Origin of the sequence: Flavobacterium gyeonganense, assembly GCF_029625295.1 — a bacterium.
In the GTDB taxonomy this organism is placed as follows: domain Bacteria; phylum Bacteroidota; class Bacteroidia; order Flavobacteriales; family Flavobacteriaceae; genus Flavobacterium; species Flavobacterium gyeonganense.
Window position 1 is genome coordinate 2,979,321 of sequence record NZ_CP121112.1, and the last position, 18,423, is coordinate 2,997,743.

The following is an 18,423-nucleotide window of genomic DNA, read 5'->3' on the forward strand; positions in this document are numbered from 1 at the left end:
TTTTTACATTTTTAAGAATAATTCTAATTTTTTTATTTTGATAAGCAAGATTATTTGTTTTTTAGTATTGTTTTTGTTTCAGACTGGCTGGTCTCAGCATGGAGAACGTACTATTTTAAAAGGAAGAATTATTTCAAATACAAATGATCTGGAAGGTGTGTATGTTATTAATGCGCAGACTGAGGCAATGGTAAATACTACTACTGATGGATATTTTTCTATAATGGCTAAAAGTGGGGATACGCTTATTTTTTCATCGATTCAGTTTAAAGAAAACAGAGTTTTATTAACACCAGAAAATTTTTCAGATCTTAATTTTACAGTGAAATTAAATCTTCTGATACATCAGTTGCAGGAAGTGATCATTAAACGCTATGATAATATTAATTCTGTGGCATTAGGTATTGTGCCTTCCGGGCAGAAAAGCTACACGCCGGCCGAGAGAAAATTACAAACCGCTACTGCTTTAAATCCTACTGCTAATGCGGGAACAATGGCTGGTGGTTCAATTTCTGCGGATCCGATATTCAATTTTTTTTCAGGACGTACGGCAATGTTAAAAAAAGAAGTGGCTGTTGAGAAAAAAGAGTTTTTTATACGGCTCCTGGAGAATATGTTTACACTCGATCATTTTGTTGACAGGTTAAAAATACCTGTCGAGTACGTAAAAGGATTTGAATATTATGTTGTCGAAAACGAAAGCTTTACTAAAATCCTTAATTCAAAAAATAAAACCTCTACAGAGTTTTTACTGGGAGAATTAGCAGTTAAATACAAAGAGATAATTGCCTGTGAAGCTAAATAATATACTATATATCATTCTAATTTTTATTGTTCAGGTTTCTTTTGGGCAAACTTCTGGTGCTAAAGAAATCCAGGGTCAGATTCTTGAGCAGTCTACTCCTGTTGATGGTGTAAACATTATTAATAATAATACACAGGTTACAGCGGTTTCAGATGTAAACGGATTGTTTTCTATCGTAGCAAAAGAAGGAGATGTTTTAGTTTTTTCTTCAGTAAATTTAGAACCGTTAAAACGTCGGATTGGTGCTGAAGATTTACAAGAAAAAATACTTCGTATAAAAATGTCAGCAAAAGAAATTGAGTTAAAAGAGGTGATTGTAAATGAGAATGCTAATATTACAGCAGAAAACCTCGGAATTATTCCGCATGGGCAAAAAAAATATACTCCGGCTGAAAGAAAAATTTATACCGCAACATCAACCTCAGTGGATAAAATACTAAATTCTATTTCCGGAAGAACTACCATGCTGAAAAAAGAGGCTAAAATTGAGAAGAAAGAGGTTCTTTTTAGAAAATTAGAATATCTCTTTGAGGAAAATTATTATACAGATAGACTTAAAATTCCGTTACAACATATTAAAGGATTTCAGCTTTATTGCGTGGAAAGTCCTGAATTTGCTGTATCTTTGAATACTAAGAACAAAACAATGAGTATGTTTTTAATAACAGGTCTTGCTCAGGAATATCTAAAAATCATAGAAAATGAAAAATAAATTAGGAATATTTGTAGTCTGTTTATTTTGTCAATTTATAACAGGTCAGACGAATTCAAGGAAACCTTTACATGGTCAGGTAATTAACAGCTCTATCCCAATCGAAACAGGCAATGTAATGAATATAAATGCGAATAAAAGAACATTTATAGGTCCACAAGGATTGTTTGATATTATGGCAAGACCTAAAGATACCTTGTTGTTCACAGGCATGTCTTTCCAGTCTAAAAAAATAGTGCTAACAGAAAAAGACTGTGCAGAAGTGCTTTTTTCAGTGCCTTTGGATTTAGTAAATGTTGAATTAAAAGAAGTTTTGGTCCATAAAGAATTAAAAGTAAAATCCCTGCAAGGCGGTTCTCAGGGCATTGTCGATACGCAGTTTGAAGATGATAGCCAGTCAACTCCTGAAAATAAAGCAATGTATTCTGATCAGACAATTAAATACGGAACTGATTTTGTCCGAATTTTTAAAGATTTGAAAAAGCTGCTTAGTAAAGATAAAGAGGTTCAAGAGGAAGTTATAACTGATATAGCTTTTGTTGCGTATGCGAAAGATAATTTTACTAAGGATTTTTATACCAAAACATTAGGTTTAAAAGAAGATGAGATTGATTTGTTTTTAATGTACTGCTCTAATGACTCTGAATCTAAAAGGCATTTAAAAGAAGATCAAAAATTTGAATTAATGGATTTTATGATCAATAAAAACAAAGACTTCAAAAAAGCTGAGGTAAATAAGAAATGAAAAAGAATGCCATTTATTTCTTAATCGGAATACTATTTTTATCACTTTCTTCTTTTGTATTTCATAAATTCTACATGGGCATTTTTCAGGTGAATTATGTAGCTGAAAAAAATGGTCCAGATTACGTCAAGGATATTTGTGGATGACCTGAATAACGGAATCGAAAAAAAGTACCATAAAAAAACATTTATTGGAACAGAAAAAGAAACCCAGGCAGATCTTGATTTGCTAAAAAGATACCTCTCAGAAAATTTCAGTATTAAAATAAACGGTCAGCCAAAAACAATTGTTTTTTTATCTAAAGAGCTGGAAGCTGATGATGTTTTAGTTTGCTATTCGAAAATTACGGGAGTTGAAAAACTCAAGACATTAGAAATTACAAACACTATTTTAACAGACTGGAATGCTGAACAGCAAAATATTACACATATTTCAGCATTTGGTACTAAAAGAAGTGTTCTTTTTACAGAATCTTCAAGGAAAGAAGTGTTAAAGTATTAATGAACTTAGTAAGATTGTTGTTTTAATTGCTATTTTCACAGCTTCAAAAAATTCCAAAAATATTTATGAAATGAGCATCATTCAGGAGTGGGTTTCAATTACCAATCATGATATGCGAATTACATATGACCAATAAAAATAAATAAATTCTGCACATGAAAAGACTTTCATTACTATTACTTTTTCCTGCTATGTTATTTGCTCAGGAAAAAAATACGACTGTCGCTCCAAAACAACAGGGAAAGTACGATACGAACAAGTTTAGCCAAATGTATGATTTGATGGCTACACCCAATATGTTCCGCACGGCTTCTGGCGCACCAGGTCCTGCTTATTATCAACAACAGGCAGATTACAAGATTGATATCGAATTAGACGATAAAAATTCAAAATTAAACGGATCTGAAACGATTACGTATTCTAATAATTCGCCAGACAGTCTGGAATATTTATGGATCCAGCTGGATCAGAATCAGGCTAAAGCGAATACACAGTCAACTTTGGCAGAAGCAGAAAAAATTAATCAGGTATTTCCATTAGGAAGTTTTTCTGATAAGTATCTGAAGAAAAACCTTGAACGCGGTTTTAATATTGAATATGTGAAGGATTCGAAAGGAAATCCGATGTCTTACACAATCAACGAAACCATGATGCGAATCGACCTTGATAAACCTTTAAAACCAGGAGAAAAGATTTCGTTTGCTATAAAATGGTGGTATAACATTAATAATTATCAAAAAGAAGGAGGACGTTCTGGTTACGAATTCTTTGAGAAAGACGGCAATAAATTATATGTGATCGCCCAATTCTATCCAAGAATGGCAGTATACAATGATGTTGAAGGATGGCAAAATATGCAGTTTTGGGGAAGCGGAGAATTCGCATTGCCATTTGGAAATTTTGATGTGAATATTACAGTTCCTGCAGATCACGTAATTAACGCTACCGGAGAACTGACAAACAGGTCAGAAGTATTTACGGCAGAACAGGTAAAACGTTATGAACAGGCTCAAAAGGCATTTGATAAACCGGTTGTAATTGTTACGCAGGCCGAAGCCGAAGCAGCTGAAAAAGGATTTTCTGAAAAGAAAAAAACATGGAAATTCAGTGCGAAAAACGTAAGGGATTTTGGAATTGCTTCTTCAAGAAAATTCATTTATGATGCAATGGCAGTAAAAATTGGAAACAGAACCGTAATGGCTGAATCAGTTTATCCAAAAGAGGCAAATCCGCTTTGGGGAGAAACTTCCACAATGACTGTGGCGCATACTTTAAAAAGTTATTCTTCGCATACGTTTGATTACCCGTATCCAAAAGCAGTTTCGGTTTCAGCTGAAGATCAGGGTATGGAATATCCAATGATTTGCTGGAATTACGGGCGTCCTGACGAAAATGGTAAAACAAGCAGGGAAGTTAAAAACGGAATGATTGGTGTAATAATTCACGAAGTAGGACACACTTTCTTCCCAATGATTGTAAACTCAGATGAGCGTCAATGGACCTGGATGGATGAAGGCTTAAATTCGTTTCTGGAATATTTAGCAGAACAGGAACTGGATCCAAAATTCCCTTCAAGACGCGGACCGGCCAGGAATATTGTTCCGTACATGAGCGGTGACCAGAAATTTTTGGAGCCAATCATGTCAAACTCTGAAACCATTCATCAATTTGGGAATAATGCTTACGGAAAACCGGCTACAGGACTTAATATCCTGAGAGAAGTGGTGATGGGGAGAGAATTGTTTGATTATGCTTTTAAAACCTATGCCAACAGATGGAAGTTCAAACATCCAACGCCTGAAGATTTCTTCAGAACAATGGAAGATGCATCTGCAGTAGATTTAGACTGGTTTTGGAGAGGATGGTTTTATTCAACAGATTTTGTAGATATTGGTATTAAAGATGTAAAACAATATTATGTTTCTGATACCCCAACTGCAGATATAAAAGAGGTCAAAGTTAGAAAAGGACGCTTCGGTTATGAAAAAGGACCTTTTGTTTATTTAGTTTCTGGTGATAATGCTGAAGTAGATGCCTCAAAGAAAAAAGCTTTAAAAGTAGAAGATTTTAAGCCATTGGCTGATTATGTAAATGAGACTTTTACAACAGAGGAAAAAGCAAATATCAAATCACCTAAATATTTCTACGAAGTAGAATTCAATAAACCGGGCGGAATGATTATGCCTATTCTGGTTGAAATCACCTATGAAGACGGTTCAAAAAACAATTATCAGTATCCGGCACAAATCTGGCGAAAAGGAAATGAGTCAGCCAAGAAAGTATACGCAACTGAAAAACGAATTAAGAGCATTCAGATAGATCCAAAATTACTAACGGCAGACATAGATGTAACTAACAATTCATGGCCAAAAGTAGAGGAAAAATCAAAGTTTGACTAAATATAAAATTAAGAAGGCTCTGTAAAGAGTCTTTTTTTTAAGTAAATTTTAAAACACATGCCTGCAAAATTTAATATCTTTGTGACACAAAAAAATAAAAGTTATGTTTGGTATAGGAGGAGGAGAATTAGTTTTTATAATGTTTATAGTACTAATGCTTTTTGGTTCAGACAAAGTGCCTGAAATTGCCCGTACAATGGGGAAAGCCATGGCGCAGTTAAAAAATGCAACGAACGATATTAAAAACGAGATTCAAAAAGGGGCCGAGGAAAATGGTCTTGATACAAAATCCCTGACCGGTATAACAGGCGATATCAACGCTCATATCAATGATGCGAAAGCTAATTTGCTGGGCGATTCCGGAAGCTTTCTGGGAGATACTGCGACAGAAATTAATAAAGTAAAAGAAGATATCGACTCCATCTCAGGACCTATAAAACGCCAAATGTAATATGCTGGAAAAAATACAGGAAATAGATACCAGGTTACTTGTGTATCTTAACAGTTTAGGTTCTGAAACATTCGATCCACTTTGGCTGATTATTACCAAACAAGTATATTGGACGCCTTTTTTTCTCTTTTTATTTTTTCTTATTTATAAAAAAATAGGCATTAAGCAAACTTTGTATGTCTTGCTTTTTATAGCTGTTTTAATTGCCTTTACAGATCAGACAACGAATCTTTTCAAAAATACTTTTCAGCGTTTACGTCCTTGTAACAATCCTGAAATCAATACCATCATCAGGGTAGTACAATCCCGTAGTTCATATAGTTTTTTCTCTGGGCATGCTGCTAATACTATGGCTGTAGCTACATTTTTATTTTTGGTTCTAAAACGCCATTTCAAATACCTTGGATTCCTGTTTCTATGGCCGTTAATCTTCGCTTATAGCCGTATTTATTTAGGATTGCATTATCCAGGAGATATTCTTACCGGATATTTCTTCGGAGCCCTTTTCGGATTTTTGATGTTCAAAGTATATCAAAATTTAAAACCAAAATATTTTCCGGCATAATTTTCAGGAGCTGTTTCCGGCTGTCCGCTATATCTTTTGCGCCGAACCCCGGCACAAAAGGATGTCGCTTCCATCCGGGCTAGTGCAGTTGTTTTCAAAAGACGTTAATTCTGTAAAACCATTTTTTCACTCCATTCTAATCCTTCAGGAAGTTCCTGTTTACTGAATTCGATATGAATAACCCTTCTTCGTTCGTTGTTTGTAGTTTTATTTGAAGCATGAAAAAGCAAAGGTTTCATGATCATAATACCGCCTTTTTGAACTTCGCAGATAGTTTCTTTTTCTTTTCCGAAATCAAGTTTCTCAATTCTTAGAATTCCTTTAGAATGTGAATTATTAATCACTTTCAAAGCGCCATTATCTTTCGTGGTTTTATCAATATGAATCCTGATGGTAAAATTATTTTCCAGAATTGCAGCAGGAGGCTGAACCGCAAATTGGTTTTGTTTTACAGTCCAGTTTTCAAAATTCTCAACCTCAATTTTTTTATTGACAGAAATAGTCAGATCCTGATGATACGCCACAAACCAATTCGACTTTTCAGGTTTGTCAAAATAAATAGATTTGGTTATAAAATAGTTTTCTCCAAAATTAGTTTTTATAATATCCAGTAATTTCTGGTTGAATATAAAAGGTAAAGTTTCGGGAATTTCGTTATGAAATTGTCTTATTGCAAACAAGTCCTGTGATTTTCTGAAAGTCCTGTTTTCTGGATTGTTTTGCGTTGTGTCATCAATTAAAGAAATGAGTGTGTTAATTTCATTTTCGTTATAAACATTATTAATAATTGCAAAACCTTGAGAATCTATTTGGTCCTTCTGTGTCATTTTTTATTTGTTTTGAATTGCTTCCTGTTTTAGCTGTAGGTAAACAGAATTAGAGAAGCAAAATGCTTTCGCTTAAAATGCTAATTAAATTAGTTTAAAATAGAAACAAGTTAGGTGAGACAAACTTAGAAACTTAGGATCTCAGAACCTTAGGGGCTTAAATTTATAAAACCCTGCTCACTGTCAATCCGTCTCGAATTGGCAATAAAACTGTTTCTACTCTTGGGTCGTTTTTCAAAAGTAAATTGTATTCTAAAAGTATTTTGGTACTTACATCATTTGGATGAACCGGTTCCAAAACTTTCCCGCTCCATAAAACATTATCAGACAAAATGATTCCTCCTTTATTCATTTTCGGAACAATCATTTTCCAGTAATTTATATAGTTTTCTTTATCAGCATCAATAAAAACCAAATCAAATTTTACATCCAGCGTCGGAATAATAGCAACGGCTTCTCCTAAATGCTGGAAAATTTGCGCTCCCCATGGTGATGCATCAAAATATTTACGCTGAAAATCAACAAGTTCTTCTTTGATGTCAATGGTGTGAAGCTGCCCATTTTCCTGTATTCCTTCGCATAAACACAAAGCAGCATAGCCAGTATAAGTCCCGATTTCCAAAATATTTATTGGTCGGATCAATTTAGAGAGCATACTTAAAACGCGCCCCTGGAAATGTCCGCTTAACATTCTCGGCAAGAGGATTTTCTGGTAGGTTTCTTTATTAAGTCTTGCTAATAATTCAGGTTCGTTTTCAGAATGCTGTTCAATATAATCTTCTAAGTCTTGTGAAATAAAATGCATCGTGTAGTGTATTCAGATTTGGCTGTAAAAATACAAAATATAGGCTCACTATCGGGCATAAAAAAACCATCCGAAAATGGATGGTTTCTATTTAAAATTTTGATGAAATTATTTTTTCAGGGCTTCATTTACATCTTTTGCAGTTTTCACTGTTCCGTCTTTTGCTGCTTTTGCCGCAGCTTCTACTTTTTCAGCCCCTTTTTTAGTAGCATCTTTTACATCTTCAATCGTTTCTTTAGTTTTTTCTTTTGCCTCCTCGGTAGCCGCTTTCGCTTTTTCTGCAGCGTTTTCTGCTTTTACAACAGCACTGTCTTTCACTTCTTCAATATCTGTTGTCAATGAATCTACTTTGTTTCCAAGTGTTAATTCATCTTCAGGTTTATTTGCTTTTTTGTCTTCACAAGACTGAACACCGAATGACAATAAAGCGATAACTGCTAAACTTAAAATTTGTTTTTTCATGATTAATTAATTTTTTAAAATTGATAAAATATAAAGGTTATAAAGCTGAAAAAATAAAAGTACAAATTTTTAAATTAAGCGCTCTTTGTAAGATTATTTTCCGTTTGAGTGCAAGACAATTCTTGTGCCAAAATTTATTTTTTTGGATTGATACTGAAATTTTTTCAGAAAAAAATATTGATGAATAGAATTCAATTTTAAAGTACAGAAAATCAGAACGAAGCCGAAGCTCTTTTGAATAAAAAGCTTTCGACTCCGTTCATTTTAAAGTAGTAAATTAAGTTTTACTCAGATAAGGGCTATTTAATTACTAAAACATTTTCACTTTGGGTGTAATCATTTAAAGTGATGTTGAAAAGAATAGTCAGGTCTTTTCCGGTTCTTACGACTCCAAGTGCTGCTGTTGGAGGAGATATTCCAAAATCAGCAAAAGTGATTTGGTTAGAACCTCTCAAAATAAAATTTCCATTAGCGCCTGTTACGCTAACCTGAGTTTTGTACTCTTTGCTGACGCCAGAAATCGTATATACTCCGGTTAGGTTCCATACAGTTTCATTTATTTTATCAGCAGATTTTAAAACATATTTAATGTTTTTGTATGTTTTTGTATCTAAAGCTTCGTAAGCCACATCGTCCATACTTGATTTGCCACTTTTAAGGCTTTCTGCTGGCAAAATTACTGTCAGGCTGTTTATGTCAGTCAGTTTGGAATCTTTAACTGTTAAATTAGCTGTGCCAGTTCCATCTGTTGATTTCATTACCCAATCGTGAATAGTAGAAGTTCCGGCAACTTCAAATTTAGATTTTGTACTAACTGTATAATTTTTTTGAGCATTGGTGTAAAAAGTAATTCCTAAACAGATAACTGTTAAAAAAATAGATTTGAGAGTTTTCATTTTTTATTGATTTATTCGTTAGTCATTTAATTAAGAACTGATTTTTCTGATGCTCTGATGAAATCTTGTATCAAAAAATTATCCCCTTAATTCTTATTCAAATGTATTGTGAATACATAGCAGATTAAATGATAAAAATCATAGTCAGAATTGTTTTAAAGAACGATATAATATGACCTCGGAATGTTTATAAATCAAATCAGAATGACGAAACCAGTTGTGTTTTGCATTTAAATGCTTGTGTGTATTGTGATTATAATATTAGAATTTCTTTTACGTTTTTTAGAATACTTATTTGGTTACAGAAGTGAGATTGTCCTAAAATAACCTTAAAAAATGGAGCTTTTAAGGAAGAATGACTCTAAAAAACATCAAAAAACAACAAAAGTGATTAAATTTGCACCATGCAAATTGAAAAAAAGACATAAGAGCCTTATCAAAAGATCAGTTACGTGAGTTTTTTGTTGCAAATAACGACAAGGCATTTCGTGGAAATCAGGTTTACGAATGGTTGTGGAGTAAAGGGGCACATAGCTTTGATGACATGACCAATGTGGCAAAACCTACCAGGGCAATGCTTGAAAATAACTTTGTAATCAATCATATTAAGGTTGATACCATGCAGCGCAGCAGTGACGGTACTGTAAAGAATGCTGTTCGGCTGCATGACGGCCTTGTAGTCGAATCGGTTTTGATTCCTACTGAAACCAGAACAACAGCATGTGTGTCCAGTCAGGTAGGCTGCAGTCTGGATTGTAATTTTTGTGCCACTTCGAGATTAAAGCGTATGCGAAATCTGGAACCGGGTGAAATTTACGATCAGGTACTGGCAATTGATAAAGAAAGCCGTTTGTATCATAATCATCCACTTTCGAATATCGTTTTCATGGGGATGGGAGAGCCTTTGATGAATTATAACAATGTCATTAAAGCAATCGACATGATTACTTCTCCGGAAGGTTTAGGAATGTCACCAAAAAGGATCATGGTTTCCACTTCCGGAATTCCTAAAATGATCAAAAAAATGGCAGACGATGATGTTAAATTCAAATTAGCGGTTTCCCTTCACTCTGCAATTGATGAAGTTCGTGCACGAATTATGCCTTTCAGTCAAAATTTTCCATTAAAAGATTTGCGTGAAGCCTTAGAATACTGGTACAGGAAAACCAAAAGCAAAATCTCATACGAATATGTAGTCTGGAAAGGAATCAATGACGACAAAGTCTCAGTAGATGCTTTGGTTAAGTTTTGTAAGTATGTTCCCTGTAAAGTAAATTTAATAGAATACAATCCAATTGATGATGGCGAGTTTCAGCAGGCTTCAGAAGAATCCATTATGGCGTATATAAAAGCATTGGAAAATATTGGAGTAGTAGTAAAAGTACGTCGAAGCCGCGGAAAAGATATTGATGCTGCCTGCGGACAATTGGCCAATAAAGAAGCATAGATAAAATCCTAAAAATATAAAAGCATTAAAGACAAGATTTATACTTGTTTTTAATGCTTTTCTTTTGGGCAAAAAAGGTTTTTTTATCTATTTATGAAATTACATCGTCTTTGATGATGTTTATATGAGTACGAGGTTGCTGTTTGAATAATCAGCAATGGGATTTACGTCATTTTTTCTAATACAAAATGTTTCTTTAAACGAAATGGTCGTATTTGTGTATGTTCTGCACTATAAATTTTGTATCCATAATAAATAATTTAAGTTTCTTTTTAATAATAGGCTTCAAATTAGGTATTAGAATCAGATGTTTTTTGGTGATCTTTTAGAATTAGCACATAAAAAAATGTTATACTAACCTAAATAAACAACGTTTTTTTATTTAAAATAGTATATTTGAAAGCGAAATGAATATTACTTCTCAAATAAAACAGCCTATTTTTAGTGAAATGGAACTTTTCGAAAAAAAGTTCCATGAATCCATGACTTCAAAGGTTGCATTGTTAAATCGTATTACCTATTATATTGTAAACCGAAAAGGAAAGCAAATGCGTCCAATGTTTGTTTTTCTTACTGCAAAAATGGTTTCAGGCGGTACTGTAAATGAGAGAACGTATCGTGGAGCTTCTGTAATTGAGCTGATTCATACCGCAACTTTAGTACATGATGATGTGGTTGATGACAGTAATCGTCGACGTGGATTTTTCTCTATCAACGCACTCTGGAAAAATAAGATTGCAGTTTTGGTCGGTGACTATTTACTTTCAAAAGGACTGTTGTTATCAATTGATAATGGTGATTTTGATCTTTTGAAAATTATTTCTGTCGCTGTCCGCGAAATGAGCGAAGGAGAATTGCTTCAAATCGAAAAAGCACGCCGACTCGATATTACAGAAGAGGTTTACTACGAAATTATCCGAAAAAAAACGGCTACTCTTATAGCTGCCTGTTGTGCGCTTGGTGCCAGATCAGTAATCGAAGAGGATGATATACAGGTCGAAAACATGCGTAAATTCGGAGAGCTTATCGGAATGGCTTTTCAAATCAAAGACGATTTATTTGATTACAGCGAAGAAGCCATCGGAAAACCAACCGGAATCGATATTAAAGAGCAAAAAATGACTTTGCCTTTAATTCATGTTTTAAATACCTGCTCCCCGCAGGAAAAAAAGTGGCTGATCAACTCCATCAAAAACCACAACAAAGACAAAAAACGCGTTAAAGAAGTAATTGCCTTTGTAAAAAACAACAATGGTCTGGCTTACGCCGAAAACAAAATGGTCCAGTTTCAGCAGGAAGCGCTTTCTCTTTTAGAAAATTACACGGATTCTGAATTCAAAGATGCACTTACCTTGATGGTGAATTACGTTATTGAAAGAAAGAAATAATTTCCTTAATTAAATAATTATAAAATTTATCAATTAGATAATTGATTTTATTTCGTTGTAAATCAGCGTGTGAAGTTTTAATTATTGGAATTTTGAATTTTTTTTTGAATTTTTTTCTACTACATACAACCATTTTAAAACTTATCTCGTCTATGCTAATAGAAGTCTGTTAGTAAAACAAAATCTGAACGCTTATTAATGAAAATTATTCAGTTACATCAGGAAGAAGCTAAAATCATAAAGCTGGCTGTCGAAAACAACCGACAGGCACAGCAGCAGATTTATAGTAAGTATTCTTCAAGAATGCTAAGCGTGTGCCGTCAATATATAAAAGACAATCAGCTGGCAGAAGATGTAATGATAACGGCTTTCATGAAAGTGTTTACAAATCTGAAAAATTTTGAGCATAAAGGAAGTTTTGAAGGCTGGATCCGCCGAATTATGGTAAATGAATGCATTTCATATTTAAGAGTTCAGAAAAAAGTAAAATTTGCCGAAGATGAATTTTTTACTGAGGAAAGTTTTAATGAAATCGACAGTCAGTTTACAGTAGAACAGATTCAATTTTTAATAGATGCTTTGCCCGATGGCTATAAGATGGTTTTCAATTTATATGCGATTGAAGGCTACAAGCACAATGAAATTGCAAAGATGTTAGGAATTAATGAAGGAACATCAAAATCGCAATTATCGCACGCAAGGAAAATGCTGCAAACACAAATTACTATTTTAAAAAAACAAGAAAATGGAACCGAATAATTTTGAAAAGGATTTCCGTGATAAACTCAATCAGCGCAAAATCGAACCGAGTGAAAAAGCATGGGATCGATTAGATGCAATGCTGAGTATTGCTGAAGAAAAAAAACAGCCTCAAAAGAAAAATAAATGGCTGATAGCAGCGAGTGTTGCAGGCTTTTTATTTGTTGGTACGTTCTTTTTTAATAACCGGAAAAATCCAGTAGAGAGTTTAAAAAATACTGTTGTAATTGAGGAAAGTGCAAAGAAAGATACCGTAGCAAAACCGGTTTTAAAAGTAACAAATACAGTTAAAACAGAATTTGCAATTTCACAAAAAGAATCAATTCAAAACTCAAATAAAAAACAACATAAACTTAATCAAGAACCTAATACAAACCTTAAAAATGAAAACAATCAACTAGCGGAGTCTTCAGTCATCATCAAAAACAATCACGAAAAACAATCAATAAACAATCAGGTTTCAGTTGTCGAAAATTCAAAAAAAGAAACTGTAGATCAATTATTAAACTCAGCTGAAAAAACAATTGTTGCAGAGAGTTCATCGAAGAAAAAATCAAAAGTAAAAATCAATGCTGATGATTTACTAAATCAGGTAGATGACGAACTGGAACTTTCGTTTAGAGAAAGGGTAATCACAGCAGTAAATAAAAATTACCAAACGGTAAAAGTAGCTGTAGCGAATAGAAATCAACAGGAATAAAAACAGCATTTTTTGATTTTATTAAATAGCATATGCAGCGTTAACACATTAATAATTAGAATAAAAATCATCAATCATCAATCAAATTTTAAAAAAAAATCAATCATGAAAAATTTTACCATTTACCTCGTTATTTTAGTTTTTTTATTTGTCAGTAAAGTGCTGGGACAAGAAACTTTTGAATCCAGAGCGAAAAAAATTGCCAATAAAATTGAAAAAATAACTAAGGAAGAAAAAGAGACTTTAAAAGTGGAAGTTGAAGCTGTAAATGTACAGTTGTCTGAAGGAAAAATTACGAGAGAACAAGCCGATAAGCGAAAAAAGGAACTTGCAGAAGCCAGAGCCGTAATTATTGAAGAAAAAGTAAGTCTTGCTCAAAATGAACTGAATGATTTGGTGCAGCAGAAAGTAGACGGAAAAATCAAAGAAGGGGATTCGATCAAAAAACATAAATTAGTTATTCATTGGAATGATAAAGACTGGAGTCAGAAGCATAAGTCGGATAAAGATTCTATTCGTGGTGAAAAAAGAACCACTTCACAATTCGTATTTGCTTTAGGATTAAACAATACAATGATAGATGGAGATCTTCAGGATTCAAAATATAAATTTACAGGCTCTCATTTTTATGAGTGGGGTTTGACTTACAACAGCAGATTACTTAAAAATAACAACTTATTGCATGCTAAATACGGACTTTCAATAATGTATAATAATATTAGGCCAGCACATAATCGCAGTTTTGTTGTAGATGGTGACCAGACAGATTTAGTGACAAATCCAATACACTTAAAAGAATCTCGTTTTAGAAATGTGTATTTAGTAGCACCAGTTCATTTAGAATTTGACTTTTCGAAAGAAGGGCAGAATGGTGACAAAAAGTATTTTAGAACGCACAAAGGATTTAGAATGGGATTTGGAGGTTATGCAGGGATAAATGTAAAATCGAAACAGATTTTAAAGTTTGAAGATAATGACTATAAAACAACACAAAAAACAAAAGGCGATTTTAATGTCAATAATTTCATTTACGGACTGAGTACTTACATAGGTTATAAAGAAACAAGTTTGTATTTAAAATATGATCTGAATCCTCTATTTCAGGATAATCTAATAAAAGAAAATAATATTTCTTTAGGAATTAGATTTGATTTGAATTAAGAATAAGTTTTGAATTTAGTTAATTGAAAGTACTTCGAATGAGGTACTTTTTTTTATTTTAAACCATCAAATTTCAAGATTGATTTGTGTATTTTTACAGGCTTTAAAAATTTAAAAAATAGTTCACGTTTTGATATCACAAAGTACAATTGATGCTGTTTTCGAAACTGCTCGCGTAGAGGAGGTTATTGGTGATTTTGTCAATTTAAAGCGTGCAGGAAGTAATTTCAAAGGATTGAGTCCTTTCTCAGATGAACGCTCTCCTTCATTCATGGTTTCGCCTGCAAAAGGAATCTGGAAGGATTTTAGTTCAGGCAAAGGCGGTAATTCTGTTGCTTTTTTAATGGAGCACTCTCATTTTACGTACCCCGAAGCCATTCGTTATTTAGCCAGAAAATACAATATTGAAATTGAGGAAACAGAACAATCTGAAGCAGAAAAAGCCATAACGGATGTTCGCGAAAGTATGTATCTGGTTTCGGAATTCGCAGCAAAATATTTTCATGATACGCTTTTAAATTCTGAAGAAGGAAAAGCAATTGGCTTGTCTTACTTCAAAGAAAGAGGGTTTACCAATGAAACCATCAAAAAATTTAATTTAGGATATTCGCCTGAAACCTGGGATGCTTTAACCAAAGAAGCATTAGGAAAAGGTTATAAATTAGAATTTTTAGAAAGTACCGGTTTAACAATTGCAAGAGAAGACCGCCCGTTTGATCGCTTTAAAGGTCGTGTAATGTTCCCCATTCAAAGTATGTCGGGTCGTGTTTTAGGTTTTGGTGGACGTATTTTGACTAACGATAAAAAAGCAGCAAAATATCTTAATTCTCCAGAAAGCGATATTTACCATAAGAGTAAAGTACTTTACGGAATTTTTCAGGCCAAACAGTCAATTGCCAAACAAAATAATTGTTATCTGGTTGAAGGTTATACAGATGTGATTCAGTTTAACCAGGCAGGAATAGAGAATGTAGTTGCTTCTTCAGGAACTGCCTTAACTCCGGATCAGATTCGTTTAGTTAATCGTCTGACCCGTAATATTACTGTGCTTTTTGATGGCGACGCTGCAGGACTTCGCGCTTCGATCCGTGGAATCGATTTGATACTTGAAGAAGGTATGAATGTAAGGGTTTGTGCTTTCCCTGACGGCGAAGATCCAGATAGTTTTGCCCGAAAAAATTCTTATGAAGATCTGGTTGCTTATTTAGAAAATAATAGCAAAGATTTTATACAATTCAAAGCTTCAATTTTGATGAACGAAGCCAAGAATGATCCGATAAAAAAAGCAGATTTGATTCGGGACATGGTAACAAGTATTTCTAAAATACCAGACCGTATTCAGCGTGAGGTATATATTCAGGAATGTGCCCGAATAATGGATATTTCTGAGCAGGTTTTGGTTAGTACTTTGGCGCAGCTGATTCAAAAAGATATTACAGAGGCTAATAAAAAACAAAAACAGGAACAAAAACCTTTTCAGGTTTATAAAAATCAAAACCCAAATACGGGATATTCTGGCGGAGATCCGGAAGATCCAAGAAATGGTCCGCCAGAGGATTATTATCCAGGAGAGTCAGGATATCCTGCACAGCAACAAGCTGATAAGGTTGATATTTTATATCGTTTAGAACGAAAGGTAATTGAAATTCTATTGCTTTATGGCGATAAAACAGAAGAATTTGAAGATGTTCTTCTGAAAAATAATGAAGAGGGAGAGGTTGTAATGGTTACAGAAAAGAAGGAATACAAAGTTTTTCAACGGATTTATTTGAGTCTGCAGGAAGATGAAGTTGAGCTTTCTAATACTTTATTCCGTGATATTTTTAAAGATTTAATTGATTTTTATCTTCAAAATGAGAAATTTAGCCTGGAACAATATTTAATGCGTTTGCAGCCAGAATTCGCTCAGGAAGTTACAGATATTTTAATGGAAGATGAAAGGTTAACGCTGCACAATTGGGAAGGACAGAATATTTTCACCAAAGCGAAACACGAAACGATAGCGCAATACGTTACAGAAACAGTAATGTCTATGCGCTGGTTTTTAGTTGGGAAAATTATTGAAGAATTAAAAAGCTCTATAAAACCTGATAATTCAGATAATACAGAGCTTTTGTCAATGGTAATGGATTACTCCGGTTTAGTTAATTCGTTTTCAAAAAAACTAGGAAGGGTAATGTCCAGATATCATTAAATAATTTCTAAAGTTTTAGCTTTATTAACTAAGTCAACTAAATTAGTTACATTCAATTTAGTCAATAGTCTTAGTTTATAAGTACTAATTGTTTTTTCGTTCAGGTTTAAAATTTTAGAAATTTCATTGTTTTTCTTACCGTCACTTAGGTAACGTAGAACTTCGATTTCACGGTTAGAAAGTTTTCTGTACAAACGTTCGCTTTTGCTTTGTTTAGCAATAAGTGCCATGTTTTTACGAACAGTCTCGTTAATAATAACTTTTCCTTCGTGTACCTTAATAATTGAAACACCTAATGTTTCAAGTTTTTCTGTTTTGTGCACGTACCCGGAAACACCTGCTTTGATTGCGTTAGGAGCATACATTTGCTCAGCCAGATCACTGAAAATAACAATTTTCGTTTTTGGAAAATTTTTCAGAATCGACTTTACTTCAAAGATGCTTGAAAGACCTTCTAATTCCAGATCGAGAATTAAGATGTCAATCTCCTTCGTTTGAAGAATGTCTCTTACCATTGAAAAATTACCTACGTTGGCGACAATTGAAATTTGGTCATGGTCTTTAAAATACGACTTAACGCCAAAGTGAGTCACAGGGTGGTTGTCTGCTAGACATACTTTAATCATAATTTTACCTTTTTAGAATTGTTCATTGTTTTTGGAGCTGTAAAATTAATAAATAAATTCTGTAGTTTATAACAGACAAATGTTAAAAATATTATTTTAACGTTTTTGGTATCTCACAAACTGGTATTGCCTCCATTTTATGTTTGTTGCTGGTGTTTAAACGTTTATAAATTTCAAATACAATTTTTTCACGTCCTTTTAACTCAGCTCCTGTATTTCCTGCTTCTTCGGCAAGCATGGCCCATTCGAGTTCATCATAACTGGCTCCTAACTGATCTTCATCAGTTCTGTTGTCACCAAACAATCCATCTGTAGGTGCAGCTGTTAAAATTGAATTTGGAATTCTTAAAAATTCCCCTAAAGCATATACATCTGATTTCATTAAATCTGCAATCGGACTCAAATCGACTCCCCCGTCTCCGTATTTTGTATAAAAACCAACACCAAAATCTTCTACTTTGTTTCCTGTTCCGGCAACTAAGAGTCCGTGAATCCCTGCCAGGTAATATAAAGAAGTCATACGCAAACGGGCGCGGGTATTCGCAAGAGAGAGATTTAGTTTTGCTTCATCGTCAGATTTTGGAACTGCTTTTTTAAATGCTTCAAATGTAGCTGTTAAATCAGTAGTGGTACTGGAGACATTTGAAAAACGCTTCTTTAATTGTTCAATATGTTCTCTTCCTCTTGAAACCTGGTTTTCTGCCTGATGAATAGGCATTTCAACACATAAAACCTTTAACCCTGTCTGGGCACATAAAGTAGAGGTAACAGCAGAGTCAACTCCGCCGGAAATTCCAATTACAAAACCATTAACTTTTGCGTTATTAGCATAATTTTTCAGCCACTCTACAATGTGGGTATTTACTTTTTCTGTTTGAATAGTGCTTTTTTTAGCCATAATAATTCAGGTTTTAAAATGTAGGGATGTATATTTGCACAAATATTTTTAAGTATATTTTTACTTAAGATAAGTAACACAA

General features: G+C 33.6%; 19 protein-coding genes. 13 read left to right on the forward strand and 6 right to left on the reverse strand.

The features are described 5' to 3' along the window. Window positions 1-37 precede the first annotated feature (37 nt). The 7 genes from P5P89_RS13035 to P5P89_RS13065 all read left to right on the forward strand — a co-directional run bounded on the left by P5P89_RS13035 (window position 38) and on the right by P5P89_RS13065 (window position 6,178). Window positions 38-805, forward strand: coding sequence for a hypothetical protein (locus P5P89_RS13035; protein WP_278008721.1), 768 nt, complete (start codon window positions 38-40; stop codon window positions 803-805). Beyond that, complete coding sequence (locus tag P5P89_RS13040) at window positions 792-1,517, forward strand: carboxypeptidase-like regulatory domain-containing protein (protein WP_278008722.1); 726 nt, start codon at window positions 792-794, stop codon at window positions 1,515-1,517. The genes P5P89_RS13035 and P5P89_RS13040 overlap by 14 nt, the downstream gene beginning before the upstream one ends. After that, window positions 1,507-2,262 carry a BamP family beta-barrel-assembly machinery protein gene (gene bamP / locus P5P89_RS13045; RefSeq protein ID WP_269234779.1) on the forward strand — a complete coding sequence of 252 codons (756 nt, stop codon included), beginning with the start codon at window positions 1,507-1,509 and terminating at the stop codon, window positions 2,260-2,262. The genes P5P89_RS13040 and bamP overlap by 11 nt, the downstream gene beginning before the upstream one ends. 111 nt (window positions 2,263-2,373) lie before the next feature. Beyond that, window positions 2,374-2,763 carry a DUF6702 family protein gene (locus P5P89_RS13050; protein ID WP_340696480.1) on the forward strand — a complete coding sequence of 130 codons (390 nt, stop codon included), beginning with the start codon at window positions 2,374-2,376 and terminating at the stop codon, window positions 2,761-2,763. A 155-nt stretch (window positions 2,764-2,918) separates the two neighbouring features. Then, a complete protein-coding gene (locus P5P89_RS13055; protein ID WP_278008723.1) occupies window positions 2,919-5,162 on the forward strand; it encodes a M1 family metallopeptidase in 2,244 nt (747 codons plus the stop codon). A 103-nt stretch (window positions 5,163-5,265) separates the two neighbouring features. Further along, the gene (locus P5P89_RS13060; protein WP_025572873.1) at window positions 5,266-5,613 is read left to right on the forward strand and encodes a Sec-independent protein translocase subunit TatA/TatB; all 348 of its coding nucleotides are present in this window, start codon (window positions 5,266-5,268) and stop codon (window positions 5,611-5,613) included. A 1-nt stretch (window position 5,614) separates the two neighbouring features. Beyond that, window positions 5,615-6,178 (forward strand): phosphatase PAP2 family protein, encoded by a 564-nt coding sequence (locus tag P5P89_RS13065; protein ID WP_278008724.1) that lies wholly within the window; start codon window positions 5,615-5,617, stop codon window positions 6,176-6,178. A gap of 104 nt (window positions 6,179-6,282) precedes the next feature. On the opposite strand, the gene P5P89_RS13070 is transcribed toward P5P89_RS13065, so the two are convergent. From P5P89_RS13070 to P5P89_RS13085, 4 genes are all read right to left on the reverse strand, one after another. Further along, window positions 6,283-7,005, reverse strand: coding sequence for a phytanoyl-CoA dioxygenase family protein (locus P5P89_RS13070; protein ID WP_278008725.1), 723 nt, complete (start codon window positions 7,003-7,005; stop codon window positions 6,283-6,285). 163 nt (window positions 7,006-7,168) lie between these two features. Then, window positions 7,169-7,810, reverse strand: a complete 642-nt coding sequence (locus P5P89_RS13075) for an O-methyltransferase (RefSeq protein ID WP_278008726.1) — start codon at window positions 7,808-7,810, stop codon at window positions 7,169-7,171. A gap of 108 nt (window positions 7,811-7,918) precedes the next feature. Further along, window positions 7,919-8,272 (reverse strand): hypothetical protein, encoded by a 354-nt coding sequence (locus P5P89_RS13080; RefSeq protein ID WP_269234784.1) that lies wholly within the window; start codon window positions 8,270-8,272, stop codon window positions 7,919-7,921. 299 nt (window positions 8,273-8,571) lie between these two features. Beyond that, on the reverse strand, window positions 8,572-9,168 hold the full coding sequence (locus tag P5P89_RS13085; protein WP_278008727.1) for a YceI family protein: 597 nt from the start codon (window positions 9,166-9,168) through the stop codon (window positions 8,572-8,574). A 424-nt stretch (window positions 9,169-9,592) separates the two neighbouring features. Between P5P89_RS13085 and rlmN the strand changes: the two genes are divergently transcribed. The 6 genes from rlmN (at window position 9,593) to dnaG (ending at window position 16,817) form a co-directional block, all read left to right on the forward strand. Then, window positions 9,593-10,615 carry a dual-specificity RNA methyltransferase RlmN gene (gene rlmN, locus P5P89_RS13090; protein ID WP_278012018.1) on the forward strand — a complete coding sequence of 341 codons (1,023 nt, stop codon included), beginning with the start codon at window positions 9,593-9,595 and terminating at the stop codon, window positions 10,613-10,615. 407 nt (window positions 10,616-11,022) lie between these two features. Beyond that, entirely contained in the window at window positions 11,023-12,003 is a 981-nt protein-coding gene (locus P5P89_RS13095) for a polyprenyl synthetase family protein (RefSeq protein WP_278008728.1), read from the forward strand. Window positions 12,004-12,201: 198 nt separating this feature from the next. Continuing rightward, a complete protein-coding gene (locus tag P5P89_RS13100; protein ID WP_278008729.1) occupies window positions 12,202-12,762 on the forward strand; it encodes an RNA polymerase sigma factor in 561 nt (186 codons plus the stop codon). Beyond that, the gene (locus P5P89_RS13105) at window positions 12,749-13,462 is read left to right on the forward strand and encodes a hypothetical protein (RefSeq protein WP_278008730.1); all 714 of its coding nucleotides are present in this window, start codon (window positions 12,749-12,751) and stop codon (window positions 13,460-13,462) included. Before P5P89_RS13100 ends, P5P89_RS13105 begins: the two co-directional genes overlap by 14 nt. A 105-nt stretch (window positions 13,463-13,567) precedes the next feature. Further along, window positions 13,568-14,623 carry a hypothetical protein gene (locus P5P89_RS13110; protein WP_278008731.1) on the forward strand — a complete coding sequence of 352 codons (1,056 nt, stop codon included), beginning with the start codon at window positions 13,568-13,570 and terminating at the stop codon, window positions 14,621-14,623. Window positions 14,624-14,753: 130 nt separating this feature from the next. Then, on the forward strand, window positions 14,754-16,817 hold the full coding sequence (gene dnaG, locus P5P89_RS13115) for a DNA primase (protein WP_278008732.1): 2,064 nt from the start codon (window positions 14,754-14,756) through the stop codon (window positions 16,815-16,817). On the opposite strand, the gene P5P89_RS13120 is transcribed toward dnaG, so the two are convergent. After that, on the reverse strand, window positions 16,814-17,443 hold the full coding sequence (locus tag P5P89_RS13120) for a response regulator transcription factor (RefSeq protein WP_007810686.1): 630 nt from the start codon (window positions 17,441-17,443) through the stop codon (window positions 16,814-16,816). The genes dnaG and P5P89_RS13120 overlap by 4 nt on opposite strands. Window positions 17,444-17,534: 91 nt before the next feature. After that, window positions 17,535-18,341, reverse strand: coding sequence for an NAD(+) synthase (nadE, locus tag P5P89_RS13125; protein WP_278008733.1), 807 nt, complete (start codon window positions 18,339-18,341; stop codon window positions 17,535-17,537). Window positions 18,342-18,423 lie beyond the last annotated feature (82 nt).

What these genes read in the sequence shown, in the direction of transcription:
- P5P89_RS13050 (WP_340696480.1), top strand. Translation starts at nt 2,374, where the DNA reads ATGGTCCAGATTACGTCAAGGATATTTGTGGATGACCTGAATAACGGA.
- P5P89_RS13110 (WP_278008731.1), top strand. Translation starts at nt 13,568, where the DNA reads ATGAAAAATTTTACCATTTACCTCGTTATTTTAGTTTTTTTATTTGTC.
- P5P89_RS13120 (WP_007810686.1), bottom strand. Translation starts at nt 17,443, where the DNA reads ATGATTAAAGTATGTCTAGCAGACAACCACCCTGTGACTCACTTTGGC.
- P5P89_RS13065 (WP_278008724.1), top strand. Translation starts at nt 5,615, where the DNA reads ATGCTGGAAAAAATACAGGAAATAGATACCAGGTTACTTGTGTATCTT.
- P5P89_RS13055 (WP_278008723.1), top strand. Translation starts at nt 2,919, where the DNA reads ATGAAAAGACTTTCATTACTATTACTTTTTCCTGCTATGTTATTTGCT.
- P5P89_RS13085 (WP_278008727.1), bottom strand. Translation starts at nt 9,168, where the DNA reads ATGAAAACTCTCAAATCTATTTTTTTAACAGTTATCTGTTTAGGAATT.
- P5P89_RS13105 (WP_278008730.1), top strand. Translation starts at nt 12,749, where the DNA reads ATGGAACCGAATAATTTTGAAAAGGATTTCCGTGATAAACTCAATCAG.
- nadE (WP_278008733.1), bottom strand. Translation starts at nt 18,341, where the DNA reads ATGGCTAAAAAAAGCACTATTCAAACAGAAAAAGTAAATACCCACATT.
- P5P89_RS13075 (WP_278008726.1), bottom strand. Translation starts at nt 7,810, where the DNA reads ATGCATTTTATTTCACAAGACTTAGAAGATTATATTGAACAGCATTCT.
- P5P89_RS13070 (WP_278008725.1), bottom strand. Translation starts at nt 7,005, where the DNA reads ATGACACAGAAGGACCAAATAGATTCTCAAGGTTTTGCAATTATTAAT.
- P5P89_RS13095 (WP_278008728.1), top strand. Translation starts at nt 11,023, where the DNA reads ATGAATATTACTTCTCAAATAAAACAGCCTATTTTTAGTGAAATGGAA.
- P5P89_RS13080 (WP_269234784.1), bottom strand. Translation starts at nt 8,272, where the DNA reads ATGAAAAAACAAATTTTAAGTTTAGCAGTTATCGCTTTATTGTCATTC.
- P5P89_RS13060 (WP_025572873.1), top strand. Translation starts at nt 5,266, where the DNA reads ATGTTTGGTATAGGAGGAGGAGAATTAGTTTTTATAATGTTTATAGTA.
- bamP (WP_269234779.1), top strand. Translation starts at nt 1,507, where the DNA reads ATGAAAAATAAATTAGGAATATTTGTAGTCTGTTTATTTTGTCAATTT.
- P5P89_RS13100 (WP_278008729.1), top strand. Translation starts at nt 12,202, where the DNA reads ATGAAAATTATTCAGTTACATCAGGAAGAAGCTAAAATCATAAAGCTG.